This is a genomic window from Oceanobacillus longus (genome assembly GCF_042650085.1).
GTDB lineage: Bacteria > Bacillota > Bacilli > Bacillales > Amphibacillaceae > Oceanobacillus > Oceanobacillus longus.
The window spans coordinates 32443-50218 of record NZ_JBHSAO010000016.1; the positions used below are offsets into that span (position 1 = coordinate 32443).

Consider the following 17776-nt stretch of genomic DNA (forward strand, 5'->3'; position numbering starts at 1 on the left):
TTAATATATATCAAAACGAGATATTTTCTATCTTAATTATATATTGTTTCGATTAATAATAACATATAAGATACTTTCAGACACTTCAAAAAGTTGGAAACGGGGAGTTTATTATATGAATTACAATCAGATGCCTAATGCACAAGGTTTATACCGTCCCGAATTCGAACACGATGCATGCGGTATTGGCTTATATGCACATATAAAAGGATTAGCAACACATGATATTGTAAAAAAAGGCTTACAAATGTTATGTCAGTTAGACCACCGTGGTGGACAAGGCAGTGACCCAAACACAGGTGACGGTGCTGGACTGATGGTTCAAATACCGGATGATTATTTCCGGAAAGTATGCCCAGAGCTAAATTTACCAGATAAAGGACGATACGCCGTAGGAATGGTTTTCTTTTCGAATGACGATCAAGAGAGAGGCAAAATAGAAAATTTTGTTAACGAATTAATAGAAAATGAGGGTCAGAAACTTCTCGGCTGGAGAACTGTACCTACAGATGCCAGAAAAATCGGTAAAAAGGCAAAAGAAACTGCTCCGGTGGTTCGTCAAGTATTTATCGGTGCGAATGATGATATTACAAATGAATTAGCGTTTGAGCGGAAGTTATATGTAATCAGAAAACAAGCTGAAAATTGGGCGAATAAGTGTGAAATGCGTTTTTACTTTGCTAGTCTATCTAACAGAACAATCGTTTACAAAGGCTTGTTAACATCGAATCAAGTTGATGACTTTTATGTAGAGCTACAAGATGAAGACTTTGTATCAGCTTTTTCTTTAGTACACTCTAGATTTAGTACGAATACATTCCCTAGCTGGGAACGAGCACATCCGAACAGATATTTGATTCATAATGGTGAAATTAATACATTGCGTGGCAACATCAATTGGATGAGAGCGCGAGAACAACAATTTGTATCAAAAGCATTTGGAGATGATTTAAATAAACTCCTTCCTATTTTAAATGCAGACGGTAGTGACTCTTCCACTCTAGATAATGCACTGGAATTCTTTACGTTGGCTGGAAGGACACCAGCACAAGCTGCAATGATGTTAATTCCAGAACCATGGAATAATAATACTCATATGTCAGAGGAGAAGAAAGCATTTTATGAATACCATAGTTGTCTGATGGAACCATGGGATGGACCTACTTCCATTACGTTTACCGATGGGAAGCAAATTGGTGCAATTTTGGATCGTAACGGTTTGCGCCCTGCACGTTACTATGTAACAAAAGATGATTATATTGTTTATTCTTCTGAAGTTGGCGTTATTGATATAGAAGAAGAAAATATTTTATATAAAGACCGTCTTCGTCCAGGGAAAATGCTTCTAATTGATTTAGAAGAAGGGCGTATAATTGCCGATGAAGAAATCAAGAACAAAGTGGCATTAGCACATCCATACAAAGAATGGTTAAATGATAAATTAGTTAAATTGGATGAGGAAATAACCGGTGGTGATGAAGAGCCAATAACCAACTTACTTGAAAGGCAAAAAGCTTTTGGTTATACGACAGAAGATATTGAAAAGTATTTAATACCAATGGTTAACCAAGGAAAAGATCCGATTGGTTCGATGGGGAACGATACTCCGCTAGCAGTATTGTCTGATCATGCCCAATCACTTTTCAACTATTTTAAACAATTGTTTGCTCAAGTAACGAACCCGCCAATCGATGCGTATCGAGAACAGGTCGTTACATCGACAATGACATTGTTAGGGCCTGAAAGAAATATCTTACATTCGGATGAAACAAACTGTCATCGTATTCAACTAGAATCCCCAGTTCTTTCTAATCAACAATTGAATCAATTGAAAGCTAATAAATATGAAGGTTTTTTGAGCAAAACCATTGATACGCTATTTACCGGTGATTTAGAAGCTAGTTTAAAGTCTGTGTTTAAGCAAGCAGATCAAGCTATAAAAGACGGTGTGAATCTATTAATCTTATCTGATCGAAATATGAGTGCTACGAACATTGCAATTCCTGCTTTATTAGTAGTAAGCGGATTGCACCAATACCTTGTTCGCCATGGAAGCAGAACAAAAGTAAGTATTATTGCTGAAACTGGTGAGACAAGAGAGGTTCATCATTTTGCTGCCTTGTTAGGTTATGGTGTAGATGCTATTACCCCGTATTTAGCATTTGAATCCTATAAGCGCGAAATTAATCGTGGAAATTTAACTGTCTGCTATCAAGAAGTTGTTAGAAAATACATTGCTGCTGTTACAGAAGGTGTGGTAAAAGTAATGTCTAAAATGGGGATATCTACAGTGCAAAGTTACCGTGGTGCCCAAATTTTCGAAGCTGTTGGTATTAGTAATGAAGTAATTGAAAAATACTTTACTGGAACTGCATCGCAAATTGATGGCATTGGATTGGATACAATTTCTAAAGAAGCGGCAATCAGACATCAAAATGGTTATCACCAATCTGTTGATCAATCCTTGGAACCAGGGAGTGATTTCCAGTGGAGGAAAACTGGTGAACATCATGCGTTCAATCCAAAAACGATTCATACGCTTCAATGGGCATGTCGTAGAGGAGATTATAGCCTTTTTAAAGACTTCTCAAAGGCTGCAGATGAAGAACGCATAGGATTTTTACGTAACTTGTTCTCATTTGATGTTAACCAATCGATTCCTCTTGATGAAGTTGAGTCTATAGATTCCATCGTCAAACGTTTCAAAACTGGCGCTATGTCATTTGGTTCACTGAGTCAGGAAGCTCATGAAGCACTCGCAATTGCAATGAATCGTTTGGGTGGTAAAAGTAACAGTGGTGAGGGTGGAGAAGACTCAAATCGTTATACGATTGATGAAAATGGAGATTTACGCAGAAGCGCGATTAAACAAATTGCATCGGGGCGATTTGGAGTAAATAGCCACTATTTAGTTAGTGCTGATGAATTACAAATCAAAATGGCTCAAGGGGCAAAACCTGGTGAAGGTGGACAGTTACCTGGTAATAAAGTATACCCATGGGTTGCAGGTGTTCGAGGGTCTATACCAGGAGTAGGTCTCATTTCACCACCTCCACACCATGATATATATTCCATTGAGGACTTATCTCAATTAATCCACGATTTAAAGAATGCAAATCGTGACGCAAGAATTAGTGTGAAGCTTGTAGCTAAATCTGGTGTTGGTACAATCGCTGCCGGTGTAGCCAAAGGAAACGCAGATGTTATTTCGATTGTTGGTTACGATGGCGGTACAGGTGCATCGCCAAAAACGAGTGTGAAGCATACTGGTTTACCATGGGAATTAGGATTAGCAGAAGCACACCAAACATTAATGCTTAATGGGTTAAGAGAAAGAGTTGTATTAGAAACGGATGGTAAATTACTAACTGGTAAAGATGTAGCGATGGCGGCATTACTTGGGGCAGAGGAATTTGGATTTGCAACAGCACCTCTTGTTGTTCTTGGGTGTGTGATGATGCGTGTTTGTCATATGGATACTTGTCCTGTAGGAGTCGCAACGCAAAATCCAGAGTTGCGCAAAAAATTTACTGGGAATCCTGATCATATTGTGAATTATATGCGGTTTGTTGCCGAGGAGTTACGTGAAATTATGGCGCAACTTGGTTTCAAAACGGTTGATGAAATGGTCGGCCGTACAGATGTGCTAGGAGTAAGTAACAGAGCGAAAGCACATTGGAAAGCAAAAGACCTTGATCTTTCAAAAATACTCTATCAACCTACTACTGGTGGACGCATATTTAGTACACCACAGAACCATAAAATTAATGAATCACTCGATATGAGAGAAATTTTACCTGCTGTCCAGTCAGCGATTGAGTCAAAAGGAAAAGTTGATTTAAAGTTCCCGATTAGAAATATTGATCGTGCAACAGGTACGATAACAGGTAGTGAGATTTCTAAACGATATGGGAATGAAGGATTACCTGTAGATACGATTATACTACGCTTTTATGGTTCTGCAGGTCAGAGTTTTGGAGCGTTCATTCCAAAAGGTATGTCACTAATCCTCTATGGAGATGCCAATGACTATGTTGGCAAAGGTCTATCAGGAGGTAAAATAGTTGTTTCTGCACCGAAGGAATCTATTTTTATTCCAAGAGATAATGTTATTGCTGGTAACGTATCTTTCTATGGCGCAACAAGTGGTGAAGCCTACATCAACGGTATGGCTGGTGAACGTTTTGCTGTTCGAAATAGTGGTGCAAACATTGTTGTTGAAGGAATTGGTGACCATGGTTGTGAATATATGACTGGTGGACGTGTTGTTGTGCTTGGTGAAGTTGGTAAAAACTTTGGAGCCGGTATGTCTGGTGGAATCGCTTATGTACTTGCAGAGGATAGAGAGAAATTCAAAAACTTAAGCAATCAAGAAATGATAAAAATCGAAAGACTACAAGATATAGAAGAAATGAATAAAGTGAAAGAAATGGTTCAAAAGCATTTACACTATACAAATAGTAGTAAAGCTGCACATGTTTTAGAAAATTGGGAGGAAGCAGTAAATAAATTTGTCAAAGTTATTCCGAAAGATTATCAGGATATGTTGAATACGATTCAATCGTTTAGGGATGTTGGTGAATCAGAAGAAGAAGCACATATGAGTGCTTTCCAAGCGAAAAAAGAAAATAAAAAAATCCCAATTAAGAAACTTGAAAATGCGGTAGTACAGTAGAAAGGAGAGAGGAATATGGGAAAAGCGACAGGATTTATGGACTATCAGCGTGAGGAGACCAACAAACGCGATCCACTAACCCGGACAAATGACTGGCGTGAATATGATACGTCCTTCTCTGATGAATCATTGAAACGGCAAGGGGCAAGATGTATGGATTGCGGAACGCCTTTTTGTCAGATGGGGGAGATAATCAATGGTGCCACAACAGGATGCCCGATTTACAACCTGATACCGGAATGGAATGATCTGGTTTATAAGGGAAGATGGAAAGAAGCACTGGAACGGCTATTAAAAACGAACAACTTTCCGGAATTTACCGGGAGGGCATGTCCCGCACCATGTGAGGGATCTTGCACACTTGGGATTTCCGATCCTGCCGTCACGATTAAAAGTATCGAACGTACGATTATTGATAAAGGGTTTGAAAATGGTTGGATCACACCCCGGATCCCGAAAAACAGAACGGGGAAAAATGTCGCCATCATTGGTTCTGGTCCTGCCGGGCTGGCCAGCGCCGACCAATTGAATCAGGTTGGTCATCACGTCACTGTGTATGAACGCCAGGATCGTGCAGGTGGACTATTGATGTACGGTATTCCCAATATGAAACTGGAAAAAGAAGTAGTCGAGCGCAGAATCCGGCTGCTTGAACAGGAAGGCATTAATTTCGTTCTGAATACAGAAGCAGGCAAAGACATCCCATTTGAAGCATTAAACCATCAATATGATGCTACCATCCTATGTATCGGTGCTCAAAAGCAGCGCGATTTACAGATGGCTGGCAGAGATACAGAGGGTATCCATTTAGCAATGGATTATCTGACAGCTTCCACGAAGCATTTGCTACAAGGTGATGAATGCATCGATGCCAAAGGGAAAGATGTCATCGTTATCGGCGGTGGTGATACAGGAGCAGACTGCATTGCAACAGCCCTTCGACAAGAGTGCAACAGTGTGGTGCAATTCGGTAAGCATCCAAAACCGCCAGCAGCCAGAATTGGAAGCAACATGTGGCCAGAATTTCCGAACGTCTTTACCGTGGATTATGCGCATAAAGAAGCAACCGCCAAATTCGGCGAAGACCCGCGTCAGTTCTGTATTCAGACAAAGCGGTTCGTTACTGGTGAAAACGGGAGTCTAAAAGAAGTACATACCGTGGAAATGGAAAAAACTACAGACGAAAACGGCAAGGCAACATTCCGTGAAATACCCGGAACAGAAAAGTTTTGGCCGGCTCAGCTTGTCTTGATTGCCATTGGTTTTGAAGGTCCTGATGAACAGTTGCTGCAGCAGCTTGGTCTGGACACTGAAAATGGCAACGTAAAGGCGACATACGGTAACTTTATGACCAATATCGATAACGTCTTTACAGCAGGTGATGCCAGACGTGGCCAAAGCTTAATCGTTTGGGCCATCAATGAAGGGAGGGAAGCAGCCCATAAAGTTGACGAATACTTAATGGGAAGTTCCACACTTCCGTCTTATCTGGAAGAATCAATCTAATACTAGTAGAAAAGGATGAGTACTGATATGAACAAATCTGAAATTAATAAAATAATTGAAGAAGAAAATGTTCGATTTATTCGACTACAATTTACGGATATGCTGGGAACGATTAAAAATGTAGAAATTCCACTTAGCCAATTAGATAAAGCATTGGATAATATGATGATGTTCGATGGATCTTCAATCGAAGGTTTTGTACGTATTGAGGAATCAGATATGTACTTATATCCTGATTTAGAAACATTTGTAGTGTTTCCATGGACTTCTGATAAAGGTAAAGTAGCTCGTTTTATTTGTGACATCTATAAGCCAGATGGTACACCGTTTGAGGGATGTCCACGATATAACTTGAAACGAAATCTTAAAAAAATGGAAGAGTTAGGATTCGACACATTTAATATTGGAACAGAACCTGAATTCTTCCTATTCAAATTAGATGAGAATGGAGATCCCTCATTAGAGCTTAATGACCATGGAGGTTACTTTGATCTAGCTCCTACAGATTTAGGGGAAAATTGCCGAAGAGATATTGTTCTTGAGTTAGAAGAAATGGGATTTGAAATTGAAGCATCCCATCATGAAGTGGCTCCTGGTCAACATGAAATTGATTTTAAATATTCAGATGCTGTTAAGCATGCAGATGATATTCAAACATTTAAGTTAGCTGTAAAGACAATTGCAAGAAAGCATAACCTTCATGCAACATTTATGCCTAAGCCACTATTTGGTGTAAACGGATCTGGAATGCACGTTAATATGTCTTTATTTAAAGATGGAGAAAATAAGTTCTTCGATAAAAGTGGAGAAATGCAATTGAGTAACACAGCATATCAATTTATTGCAGGTGTGATTGAACATGCAACAAATTTTACTGCTGTTACAAATCCAACTATAAATTCGTATAAACGACTAGTACCTGGCTATGAAGCACCTTGTTACGTAGCATGGTCTGGGTCAAATAGAAGTCCTTTATTACGTATCCCGAATTCAAGAGGACTCAGCACCCGTGTTGAAGCGCGCAGTGTTGATCCTTCTGCCAATCCTTATATGGCTTTAGCGGTATTACTAGCTGCGGGTTTAGATGGTGTGGAAAATAAATTAGAAGCACCTGATGCAGTTGATCGCAATATTTACGAGATGAATAAAGCTGAGCGCGAAGAAAATGGTGTGAAAGATTTGCCAGCTACGTTAATGGATGCGCTGGAGAAGCTACAGAAAGACGAAGTCCTGGTAAATGCATTAGGTGAACATCTATTTGAACATTTCATGGAAGCAAAGGAAATTGAATGGGATAATTTTCGAACAGCTGTACATCCATGGGAGCGCGAACAGTACTTAACCACTTATTAATACAGGCCTATAAGTTTCGTATCAATTTATTCACAGTCTGGATATACTTAGTAAGAGCCTCCTTGAGCTGCCACTTCAAGGAGGCTCTTAGTTTCATTTTGAAGGTTGTTGTGACAGAAAGCCTATAAGTTATTCCAGAAAAGGAGAAACTCCTTTTCTTGCTCCTTTTCATCAAAAAATATATTCTTTAGAAATCTTGTCTGGGTTTTTTCACTTTTTTCATGTCCAAGTAGGTTCTGTATGACGTCAAGAGGTTTACAAGAACTAAGTAGATTAGGTATATTATAGGTTAATACCGAAATATAATTTAATAGGGGGATTGAAAAATGGATGTAAGGTACCCAATTGGCAAATTACAAGTACCCGAAAAGGTAACACTTGAAAATATTCAAGAATGGTTAAGCCAAATCGACACTTACACGACTCGATTAAGAGAAACAGTCGACTCATTAAGTGATGAGGAATTAAGCAAAACTTATCGTGATGGTAGTTGGACAGTTCAACAACTTGTTCATCACATTGCCGATTCTCAAGTGAACATGTATCAACGTTTGAAGCTAGCTTTAACAGATGAGAATCCAACAGTACCAAATTTTGATCAAGACAAGTGGGCTGTTCAACCTGATACAAATCTTCCTATAGAAAGCTCTATTAAAATGCTGGAAGGTATAAACGAGCGCATCGTATCTTTGGGTCATCGTTTAACTGAGGGGCAATTAGATCGAGCTTTTACTCACCAGATAAACGGTAAAATAACAGTTGCAACAAAGGTTGCCAAATTAGCTTGGCATGAAGACCATCACTTGGCCCATATAAAAATCGCATTATCAAAATAGTATAATATTTTAAAAATTGGCTTATCAAATCTGGATAAGCCAATTTTTAAAATGAAGAAAGGAGGAAGATTTTATGAAATCGATAAAAATAATTAGTGTTATTGCTATTGTTATTATCATATTTTTGGGTGGTTATTTTACAGGTAACATAAACAATAACGAAGCTTCTAGGGAATTAAGGATTGGATACAAAAATAATGAAAATCCAAACCAAGTTGATTATAGTAATATTTTTACTGATACTGAAAACCAAACGATAATTGATAATTTTATGATGATTTATTTACATAGAGATAAGTTAACAAATGTAAATCAGGATGTGGAAAACCCAGATATATATATTGTAGTAATGAGTCCAAAGCAATCAGTCGGCTTAATTGACTCTAGGGTGTGGTTTATCGATGAAGGTGCTATTATAGGCGAGCGTATTGGGGAAAGTTGGAACCAAGTAGAATATTACCAAATCGATAAAAGCGATGTTAACTACATTAAGGAAATTATTGATTATCAAGAAGACGAAGAAGGATAAGAAAGGTAAATACAGGGGGAATTTTGTGGAGAAAAGATATAACTTAGGCTCTTTTTATTTAATACTTATTTGTTTGGGATTAACAGTCTACTCACTGTATTCTAATCTTAGCCATACTTGGCTGATTGTACCTCCAAATTTTCTACAACTAACTAGTGCGGTCTGATTTTCTTTCAATAAACAGGCCATAATGTCAGAGAAACTTGAGAGGATTTAATTTTAACCTTATTGGTCCTAGTAATATCAGAGATTTATGAACGTCAGTTATTCTTTAGGTTGTAAATCTTCAATGGAATCAATGTCCATATAAGTAGGAAAGGTAAGCTGCCTAAAAAATGATACGCTCCTCTTAAGGTGACAGGTTGAAAAAATCTGTTTTCCTTAAGGGGAGATTTTTGTATAGCGTACATTTTGTTTTAGCAAAAAATGTGATTAAGTGGTTCTGGTTTGTTTGTTCAGGGTTGTTTCTTATTAGCTTCAAATGGTACTGTTTTCCTGCTCCCGATTAGATACAACAACAAAATTATAATCATTAATACAGCAGAAAGACTAAAGGTCATGCCGTAACCGACAAATTTTGCTAAGAATCCAAGCCCGATTGACCCAAAGGCCAAACCAAAATCAATAAAAATTAGCAGCATCGAATTGGCTGTTGACTTTTTCTCGGGTGGAACAAGCGTTAACGCCCAAGCTTGGCCAATTGGATGGATAATGGCAAAAGCAATTCCGAATAATACCCCTGAAACGAGAACCATCCACATACTAGTGGAGAAGCCTAATAAGATTAAGCCTACAGCCCCTGAAACAGCAGCTGGAATAATAAGGATTCTGTGACCGAATTTATCAAAAATTTTACCGGAAAAAGAACGAACTAACACCATTGCAATTCCTTGTGCGATAAAAAACTGTGAAATACTTCCGCCAACATTGATCTCTTTACCAAACGCCCCCATAAAGTTTACCGTTCCTGCAATAGTCATATAATTCAGCGATACCAAAATACATGGAAGAAGAACACGCTTATCGAACATGTACTTATAGAAAGGTTCATTATCTGTTGCCTGTGTACTTTCATTTTCTACTTTAGCTGTATTTTTTGTGAAAAAACTACACAGAAGGGAAAAAGACATGAGCCCTAGAGTCAACATCATCATCGATTCAAATGAGTAATTTGCAAGGTAAGCAATAGCGATTAGCGGCCCAATTGTCGTTCCAACGCTTGTAGACATTGCGAAGAAAACAATCCCTTCACCTAAGCGAGATTTAGGAACAATATTACTTGATATCGTAAAGACTAAAATTGTAAGCATACTAAATCCAATGCCTTGTAGAGCTCTAATGACTATTAAAAATCCGATTGACTGACTTACAAAAGTTAGACCGATTGTACCCAAAAAGTAAAGGAGAGAAATAATGAGGAGTAATTTCATGTTAACTTTTTGGATAATGACGCTCGCAAAGAAGCGCGTGATTAATGATGCAGTCATTAAGGTCGTAGTCATGATTCCCGCAAGCGCAGGATTATCACTAAAGGTTGATACAAAAATGGGGAAACCTGCCGTAATCATATAAAAAGAAGCGAACATAACTAAAGACAATAATACAATTATTAAATATTGGTTGGTCCATAGTTTAACTTTTACTTTATCCATAGTATATAAGACCGCCTTTCAATGATAATTCTAAAAGTAGGATGATTTATACGTGAAAATTGCTTTTAACATCATAACAACTTTATTCTTACCATCTTTTTAAGAAATATTTAAAGTTGTTTTCAAAGTTGTTTTCAATGAAAGCAATTAATAATATATACTATCAAGGACATGAAAGACCACATGTCGCTGCTAATAAGCAAAAATGGTGGAAAACCAAAAGTCCTCTTTTTGGTATCCACATCGATTAACCATATATATTAGTAACTATATAGTGTAAAAATCGATGAAACAAAAACAAAAGACAGATTAAGAAATTACCTATAGTGGCCGGTTAATGGAGTAAAATAATTGTGACTTATAGTAAGAAACCATATAACGCCGTGTGATGAATTGAATTTTGATATACTTTAATGGTTAAACTTTGGAAAATGATGAAGTTAAGAAAAAAAGGAGTGTGTTCAGCTTGACTGGAGTAGAATTAGACTTGGTAGTTACAGATAGCTTAAAGGCATTGGAACTATACGAAAAAATATTTGAAACCGAACGGATTGAGGTTTCAAACTTACCGAGAGGGGAAAATGAAGCAGTTTTTACTCTATATGGTGTTCAATTTCATATGTTAGATGAAAACCCACAATTCCATTTAATAGCACCAAAACCTGATGACCCTAAAACGAGTTGGGTTAACGTTACTGTCCCAGATATTAAGGAGACATATAAAAAGGCGATGGATTTAGGATGTACAGAGATACAACCAGTGACTGATCTGGCTGACTACGGAGTGTCGAATGCCATTTTCATGGATCCCTTTGGTTATGTATGGATGCTGCATCAAGTATATAAAGAAGTTAGTCATGAAGAACGATTACAGCTTTGGGAGGAAAAAAAGGAGAATTAACAATGGATGTATGATAAGAATTATACAGAAAAATAGTATTCAAAAATTGCTACCTTTAGTGTTCCAAATGGCAGAATAGCTAAAAAAAGATAAGTGAAAATAATCTATTCTAAGATAATCTAAGTAGAATTTTCAACCAATATTAGGTCATCCTAAAAGTAGGAGGGATGATCTTGATACTTCGGGTAATATTACTACTTATTTTCATAAGTTTAGATCTAACGACAATGGTTAGTGCAATTTCCCCATTAAAAGCAGCTTTTATTCGTGACAACCAGTTATGGATTAAAAGCGGTGAGACAGAAATACAACTTACAAAGGACAAATATGTGTATTCTCCAAAATGGTCATATGACGGTCGATTTATTGCTTATATTGATGGTGATGAGCAAGGAGAAAAAGCGGACTTATTCATATATGACACAAAGGAAAAAGAAAACTACCAGCCATATGTAAGGGTTGAAACAACGAACTTCAAATGGTCCCCGATTAAAAATCAATTAGCTTACAATTCAAATGGGATACTAAATGTTACAAAAATGAAAAATGGTCGTCCACATGGTTTTGAAAATGTCTCTCTAGGTGTTAGTGATTTTGAGTGGTTCCCAAACGGAAAAGAATTTATCGTTTCTTCCCAAGCCAGTTTGCGTCCAACTGGGTGGGGACCAATACCGCTTTATAAGGTTCCTGTAGATGCAAATCTTTCTGAAGAGAAAATGAACCCTTTTTATACCATTCAAACAAAAAAACAAGATTTCTTTGCTATTTCCGCAGATGACTTTAAATGGAGCTTTGACGGAAAATGGATTAGCTTCCTAGCCACTCCAACAGGTTCCTGGTCAAATGATAGTAATACATTATGCGTTTTGTCATCAGAGGGAAAGGATTTTCAAGTAATTGGGAAAATGCTTTGGTATCAAGACTGGATGAAGTGGGCTCCATCAGCTAACAAACTCGCATATATTTCTGGTGAAGGAAGATTTTTTGTTGAGAACAAAAACACCACAATTGCTGATATACCAACTTCAAATCAGCAAAAGGAATACACACCTAAAGGTTATGTCGATCTTGATTTGGAATGGTTTTCACCCGAACAAGTCATTGTTGCTCGTGCCAAAGAGAACAAGGAATGGGATGAAGGACCTGTCCCAACCATGTTGACAGAACTTTATGTTATCAATGTTAAAACAGAAGAGCAAAAACAAATCTCTTTTCCAAAGAAAAATGAACTTGACAGAGAACCTCAAGTTATTGATTCTAAACTTACTTGGTTTCGAAAGGGATTAAATAATACAAAAGGTGATGTATTAGTGAAGGAAGGATTAAGTGGTCGGGAACATAAATGGATTAAGGAAGTTGATTCAGCTCCAATTTTTTTTACTCAGAATGGTAAGCATTAATAATACTTTTGGCAGCAATCTTAAAGGGCAGGTTTATTAAACTAGCTTAGAAAAAGGTTACTCATACAGCCGATGAGTGACCAATCAAGGCGAAACAACAAAAGAAAGGTAACTCATACAGCAGATAAGGGCCCTTCTAAATATCATTGCTATGCAGAAATCTTCTTCCAGGAAAGCACCATTAACCCATAAGGAGATCGTTAATATACATGGTCTTTCATTTGATAACGTGGCAGAAGAGTTGAAGGAAGAAAAAATTTACAAATGCTGCGCCTTCATTCCACCTCGTAAATTTGTAACTATTGGACAAAATAGGTTACAGGACAGTGCTACTAAAAGCAATAGCACTTCCCTATAATAAACGAGGGAGTGAAATAGATGGCTGATAACAACAAACGCAAACGTGACGATAAAGATGCTGGCAAAAGAGTAGGAAGTGGTGTAGGTGTTGTTCCTGGAGATAACATAGCTACTGCTCTTGATCCATTTGGTGCTGCTGCAGGTGCTGTTGGTGACGAGTTGGACAACAAGACGGGTAGAGATGAAGACAATCATGTCTCCAAAAAAAGAGATTAGAATGAAATAAAGTCATTCCTTAAAGGTTATGGCATGCAGAGGACTTCCTAAATGGGAGTCCTTTGTTTTCCGCTGTTACCATTCCACAGATGAACCGGAAGCCCGCTTGACTCCCCGAATGGCAGCTACTTCCTCTACAAGTCTCTGCATTGCTAGGTTCTTTTGTTTTGCTTCAATCATGATGTCAAAGTCCTGATTCAGTTCCTTTGCCATCTTTAAGAAGGGGAGGACAAAGTCTAATGAGACAAAATCAGCATGGGAACGATAGGCATGTTCCGATTTTGGTGAAGAAAGGTGGACTTTCGGTACCATGTTAAAATTATTCCAAGTCTTAAATATACGGTCTAAGTACAGAGGCAGGTCATTCTCCACGTTATTCGCCATATGGTGATGATAATCGAGTATCATTGGAATGTTTTCCTTTTCGCAAGTAAGGAGTGTCTCCTGAACATCATACGTTTTATCATCATTTTCTAACGTCATGTGCTTCTTAATTTCCTTTGGCAGTTTCTTGAGATTTTCATGGAAACGATCTAATGTCTTATTTTTATCCCCATAGGCCCCGCCGATATGAATATTAATTAATCCCTTATCGAAAGCATCCATTGCTTCGAGCATTTTATAATGATATTCCATATCTTTTACTGCATTCATCGTTACTTCTTCCCTTTGGCTTGTGAAAAGTGTAAATTGATTTGGGTGAAAGCTTACTCTGAGATTGAATTGCCGGATTAGATTTCCTATTTCCTTCCATTCGTTTTTAAATGGAGTGATGAAATCCCACATAACTTCCGGATGGGTTGCTAAAGGGACAAGCGAGCTTGAAAGCCGATATAACTCTATTTCATGTGCGATATTATAATGCAAAATTCGCTTTGTATGATGTAAATTTTGAGCTGTTATTGATTTCAACTTTTCCATTCGCTCGTTTTTAGGAAGCGCAGAATAGCGTGTAAAAGTTAACGTTTTCGAAGGACTTGCATCCCATAAACCTAATGCGCTTGCTACATAGCCGAACCGAATCTTCATCTGCTGTCCTCCTTTATTTAATATGTTGAAATGGAAATCTATTCTGGTGTATCTTTTAAAAGTATTTAAACATGAAGGAAAGCTTCGTATATAGTATCTTATTTTCCGCAAGAATTTATTTATGTATACAGAATTAAAGAATACTGGACCTGAAGTTTAGTTGCCTTATTTAATACCCTACTAAAATATTTTAAATCATTAAATCCAATCATATTCAGGAGAAGTTCTCTGAGCCAGTATGGTTCTATGGAAAAAAGTAACGTAATGTTAAGTCAAAATAATCGTGCTTTCATGTGACTACCTACTATAATTAGTGTAAAGATTTGGTATACTTATATCATTTGTAATGATGGAAGCGGGTTACTAAACTTTAAGAGGTTGTATAATGGAAGGTCGATCTATAAATGCATCAACTATTAAGATTCAATCCACCTAATATTTCTAAAACCAGAGAGATGTTGGTAAAAGCTGATTGAACCTTTCCCCGAATTTCTGCCGTGTTAGCTGAAACAAGGTACGTCAGTTTTTTTGACGCACCTCTTTTAACACAAAATAAGAAATATGCGATATTGATACAGGAATAAGTAGGAGGGATTATTTTGACAGCTGAAAAAAAGTTAAGGGTTTGTGAAAAAGGACATAAGTATTACAAAAGTAGTAACTGTACAAGTTGCCCTACTTGCGATAAAAAGAATAAACCTGATAGTGGCTTCCTATCGAAACTAAGTTCACCTGCCAGAAATGCCTTAGCTCAGAAGGGATTGATACTTTGCAAAAACTATCAAAGTATACCGAAAAAGAAATTCTAAAAATCCATGGTATTGGGTCAGCTTCCTTACCAACTATGAGAACTTCATTAGAAGAAGCTGGTTTATCATTTAAAGAAGAATAATGTTTGTTCCTATCAATTGCAACATTGATTGGGTGAAGTAGTGTTCTTAAAGTAAACCAGCTAAATGTTACTTCATTGATAACTAAACAAGCAACGTTGGAAGTAACGGGGGTACGAAACAAGATATTGAAGATATCTATGAATTGTTTGCTAGCGGCAAGGTAAGTCCTAAAATAACTGACATTACTTTTGATAAAATTCCCGAAAGTATTCAGTTGCTGGGAGATAATAAAGTAACTGGCCGATTAGTAGCTAATATGGAAAAATAAGTACTTAAAATCAGACCTAAGAAGTAGTTTTAAATCCCTGCTTCGTAGGTTTTTTAAAATTATAATCCTGTAAGTTCTTCTTTAGATGTAACCAAGAGTAGAACTGTGTCTCTAACAAGAGGAACAGTTTTTTTGTGTATAAGAAGGGGTATAATAAGTTGCGAATAATTGTAAAGTTGACTTGACAAAAAGACAAGTTGACTTTACAATTTGGGTGTGGAAAAGTTAGGAGTGATTTAATTGCTTGTTAATCGTGTAAGAGAATTACGGGCTACATTCAAATTGACACAAGGAGAACTGGCAAAAAAGATTGGTGTAACGAGGCAAACAATTGTTTCATTGGAAAAAGGGAGTTACATACCTTCATTACTTCTTGCTATGAATATGGCTGAAGTTTTTGATAAACCGATAGAGGAAATTTTTTATAAAAGGGAGGAAGAAGAATGAAATTATATTTTACCGTTATTTTGAGGTCTTTACTATATGTTTCACTAGCTATTATGGTTTATGATTTTGTTAAAGTTGAGCAACAATTTGAGTTATTGCGAAGGGGATATATTAATGAATTCTCCGTATCTATAGGTAATCAGGCGGGATTGGTTTTTGTTGTTATTACGATAATATTAGCCATTATGAATGTGATTCAGCTACTAGTTATGAAAAAAAATAAACAAGCAAAAGTAGAGGACTATATGCTACCTGAATATGACTCTTCAGATGAACGGTCCGTGGAGATTACTGGTAAAGCAGTCCGTTTTGCATTCGTTTTTGTATTATTGTATTCCTTTTTAGTCCTCGGTTCATACATGTTCATTCCAACTTATTTCCTAGATTATGTTTGGTATCCAATGTTCACGACGGCTTCCATACCAGTTGTTGGTCTAATCGCCTATTTAATTTCTTTCAAGGTAATTTATTCTCGTTAAAAGATGTATCCTTTTTATTTTTAAAGAATAATGCAAATGAGTGACTGGCAGTAGAGTTAAAGGTCTTGGCCTTTTTTGTATATAAATACGTTATGGATGTAAACTAAGCAAAAAAGGCAGGTAAGAAAAATGAGTGATTTAACTCCATCCGAGATTCAAAATTTAATGACATCTTATATGACGAATACAATGGCATCCGCTGTAACTGCGGATTTTTTAAAGAAAGCAGACAGTCTAGATGTCAAAAAGATGCTTGATTTAGGACTTAATATAGCTAATGAAGAAGTTAAAGGAGCGGAATATTTTTTAAAGAGTGACAGGAGGGCCCTGCCAGAGGGATTCACAGAGAAAGATATTTTGCGTAGTGATTCAAAATACTATTCCGATAAATTTGTCGTCTTGCTGAAATATATTTTAGGAATAGATGCATTAAATTTATATTCTCTTTCCTTCTCCACATCACGCAATCCAAAGATTCGTGCCTTTTATAAAAAAATGCTAACGGATACAACGGTATTGATTGAACGATGCATGGAGTTTATTATCAAAAATGGGATGGATCAACCCATCATCCACATACCTAGAACGGAAGTAGTGGAAAAAATTCACGAACAAGACTTTTTAGGGAAAATGTTTGGTAAGAATCGTCCATTAAGTACTCCTGAAGTCCAACAACTTACAACGAACTATTATTCAACAGAAGTGCTACGTGAGCTACTTCGTTCTTTTTGTCCGACAGAAACAACGGAGATCAAAGAACATTTTGAGCGAGGTACTAAATTATTCTCGAAACAACTAGAGGCAATTCAGGATAAGCTTCAAAAAGAAAATGTACCTCAATTTCCTACTTGGGAAACCGACATTGATACGGATAGAGCTCCTTTCTCTGAACGTTTAATGCTGTTTAAAATATCACTCATAGTCGGGGCAACTGGAGGGAAATATGGCGTTTCCGCTTCCGCAACACTACGAAAGGACATTGGTGCTTCTTTTTTAAAAATGATGGGTGAAACGCTATTGTATGCCGAAGACACTGGCAACATACTTATCAAACATAAAATGCTTGATGAACCACCGATGATTAAAAAGGAATAGAGAAAAGAAATAACATTGCTATTCAAAATCACAATAAGAAGACCGTCAATTTACTAACGGGTTTCATAAAATTAAAAAAATCTCAGTTAATTACATGAGATTTTTTGTATTTATTTTCAAAGAATATTCAACTATAG

13 protein-coding genes and 1 pseudogene are annotated in these 17776 nt (G+C 36.9%); 12 read left to right on the forward strand and 2 right to left on the reverse strand.

Annotated elements, in window-relative coordinates; translation table 11 throughout:
- Positions 1-115: 115 nt before the first annotated feature.
- The 5 genes from gltB (at position 116) to ACFOUV_RS17240 (ending at position 8899) form a co-directional block, all read left to right on the forward strand.
- Positions 116-4675, forward strand: coding sequence for a glutamate synthase large subunit (gene gltB / locus ACFOUV_RS17220; RefSeq protein WP_379498018.1), 4560 nt, complete (start codon positions 116-118; stop codon positions 4673-4675).
- A gap of 15 nt (positions 4676-4690) precedes the next feature.
- Positions 4691-6181, forward strand: a complete 1491-nt coding sequence (locus ACFOUV_RS17225; RefSeq protein WP_379498019.1) for a glutamate synthase subunit beta — start codon at positions 4691-4693, stop codon at positions 6179-6181.
- Positions 6182-6208: 27 nt separating this feature from the next.
- Complete coding sequence (glnA, locus tag ACFOUV_RS17230) at positions 6209-7534, forward strand: type I glutamate--ammonia ligase (protein WP_379498020.1); 1326 nt, start codon at positions 6209-6211, stop codon at positions 7532-7534.
- Between the two features lie 326 nt (positions 7535-7860).
- Entirely contained in the window at positions 7861-8370 is a 510-nt protein-coding gene (locus ACFOUV_RS17235; protein WP_379498021.1) for a YfiT family bacillithiol transferase, read from the forward strand.
- 73 nt (positions 8371-8443) lie between these two features.
- Entirely contained in the window at positions 8444-8899 is a 456-nt protein-coding gene (locus ACFOUV_RS17240) for a hypothetical protein (RefSeq protein ID WP_379498022.1), read from the forward strand.
- Positions 8900-9354: 455 nt separating this feature from the next.
- Here the strand turns inward: ACFOUV_RS17240 and ACFOUV_RS17245 are convergent, their stop codons facing one another.
- On the reverse strand, positions 9355-10551 hold the full coding sequence (locus tag ACFOUV_RS17245; RefSeq protein ID WP_379498023.1) for an MFS transporter: 1197 nt from the start codon (positions 10549-10551) through the stop codon (positions 9355-9357).
- A 466-nt stretch (positions 10552-11017) separates the two neighbouring features.
- Between ACFOUV_RS17245 and ACFOUV_RS17250 the strand changes: the two genes are divergently transcribed.
- The 3 genes from ACFOUV_RS17250 to ACFOUV_RS17260 all read left to right on the forward strand — a co-directional run bounded on the left by ACFOUV_RS17250 (position 11018) and on the right by ACFOUV_RS17260 (position 13428).
- On the forward strand, positions 11018-11452 hold the full coding sequence (locus ACFOUV_RS17250; RefSeq protein ID WP_379498024.1) for a VOC family protein: 435 nt from the start codon (positions 11018-11020) through the stop codon (positions 11450-11452).
- Positions 11453-11679: 227 nt separating this feature from the next.
- The gene (locus ACFOUV_RS17255; RefSeq protein ID WP_379498082.1) at positions 11680-12852 is read left to right on the forward strand and encodes a translocation protein TolB; all 1173 of its coding nucleotides are present in this window, start codon (positions 11680-11682) and stop codon (positions 12850-12852) included.
- A gap of 378 nt (positions 12853-13230) precedes the next feature.
- Positions 13231-13428: a hypothetical protein gene (locus tag ACFOUV_RS17260; RefSeq protein WP_379498025.1), complete on the forward strand. Its 198-nt coding sequence runs from the start codon at positions 13231-13233 to the stop codon at positions 13426-13428.
- A gap of 75 nt (positions 13429-13503) precedes the next feature.
- Here ACFOUV_RS17260 and uvsE read toward each other — a convergent pair whose 3' ends face one another.
- Positions 13504-14457: a UV DNA damage repair endonuclease UvsE gene (gene uvsE, locus ACFOUV_RS17265; RefSeq protein ID WP_379498026.1), complete on the reverse strand. Its 954-nt coding sequence runs from the start codon at positions 14455-14457 to the stop codon at positions 13504-13506.
- Between the two features lie 599 nt (positions 14458-15056).
- On the opposite strand from uvsE, the pseudogene ACFOUV_RS17270 reads away from it, so the two are divergent.
- The 4 genes and pseudogenes from ACFOUV_RS17270 (at position 15057) to ACFOUV_RS17285 (ending at position 17639) form a co-directional block, all read left to right on the forward strand.
- Positions 15057-15349: pseudogene (locus tag ACFOUV_RS17270) on the forward strand (RNA polymerase alpha subunit C-terminal domain-containing protein).
- A gap of 509 nt (positions 15350-15858) precedes the next feature.
- The gene (locus ACFOUV_RS17275) at positions 15859-16065 is read left to right on the forward strand and encodes a helix-turn-helix transcriptional regulator (protein ID WP_379498027.1); all 207 of its coding nucleotides are present in this window, start codon (positions 15859-15861) and stop codon (positions 16063-16065) included.
- A complete protein-coding gene (locus tag ACFOUV_RS17280; RefSeq protein ID WP_379498028.1) occupies positions 16062-16544 on the forward strand; it encodes a hypothetical protein in 483 nt (160 codons plus the stop codon). The genes ACFOUV_RS17275 and ACFOUV_RS17280 overlap by 4 nt, the downstream gene beginning before the upstream one ends.
- Positions 16545-16673: 129 nt before the next feature.
- On the forward strand, positions 16674-17639 hold the full coding sequence (locus ACFOUV_RS17285; RefSeq protein ID WP_379498029.1) for a DUF3231 family protein: 966 nt from the start codon (positions 16674-16676) through the stop codon (positions 17637-17639).
- The last annotated feature ends 137 nt before the right edge of the window (positions 17640-17776 follow it).

What these genes read in the sequence shown, in the direction of transcription:
- gltB (WP_379498018.1), top strand. Translation starts at nt 116, where the DNA reads ATGAATTACAATCAGATGCCTAATGCACAAGGTTTATACCGTCCCGAA.
- ACFOUV_RS17225 (WP_379498019.1), top strand. Translation starts at nt 4,691, where the DNA reads ATGGGAAAAGCGACAGGATTTATGGACTATCAGCGTGAGGAGACCAAC.
- glnA (WP_379498020.1), top strand. Translation starts at nt 6,209, where the DNA reads ATGAACAAATCTGAAATTAATAAAATAATTGAAGAAGAAAATGTTCGA.
- ACFOUV_RS17235 (WP_379498021.1), top strand. Translation starts at nt 7,861, where the DNA reads ATGGATGTAAGGTACCCAATTGGCAAATTACAAGTACCCGAAAAGGTA.
- ACFOUV_RS17240 (WP_379498022.1), top strand. Translation starts at nt 8,444, where the DNA reads ATGAAATCGATAAAAATAATTAGTGTTATTGCTATTGTTATTATCATA.
- ACFOUV_RS17245 (WP_379498023.1), bottom strand. Translation starts at nt 10,551, where the DNA reads ATGGATAAAGTAAAAGTTAAACTATGGACCAACCAATATTTAATAATT.
- ACFOUV_RS17255 (WP_379498082.1), top strand. Translation starts at nt 11,680, where the DNA reads ATGGTTAGTGCAATTTCCCCATTAAAAGCAGCTTTTATTCGTGACAAC.
- ACFOUV_RS17260 (WP_379498025.1), top strand. Translation starts at nt 13,231, where the DNA reads ATGGCTGATAACAACAAACGCAAACGTGACGATAAAGATGCTGGCAAA.
- uvsE (WP_379498026.1), bottom strand. Translation starts at nt 14,457, where the DNA reads ATGAAGATTCGGTTCGGCTATGTAGCAAGCGCATTAGGTTTATGGGAT.
- ACFOUV_RS17280 (WP_379498028.1), top strand. Translation starts at nt 16,062, where the DNA reads ATGAAATTATATTTTACCGTTATTTTGAGGTCTTTACTATATGTTTCA.
- ACFOUV_RS17285 (WP_379498029.1), top strand. Translation starts at nt 16,674, where the DNA reads ATGAGTGATTTAACTCCATCCGAGATTCAAAATTTAATGACATCTTAT.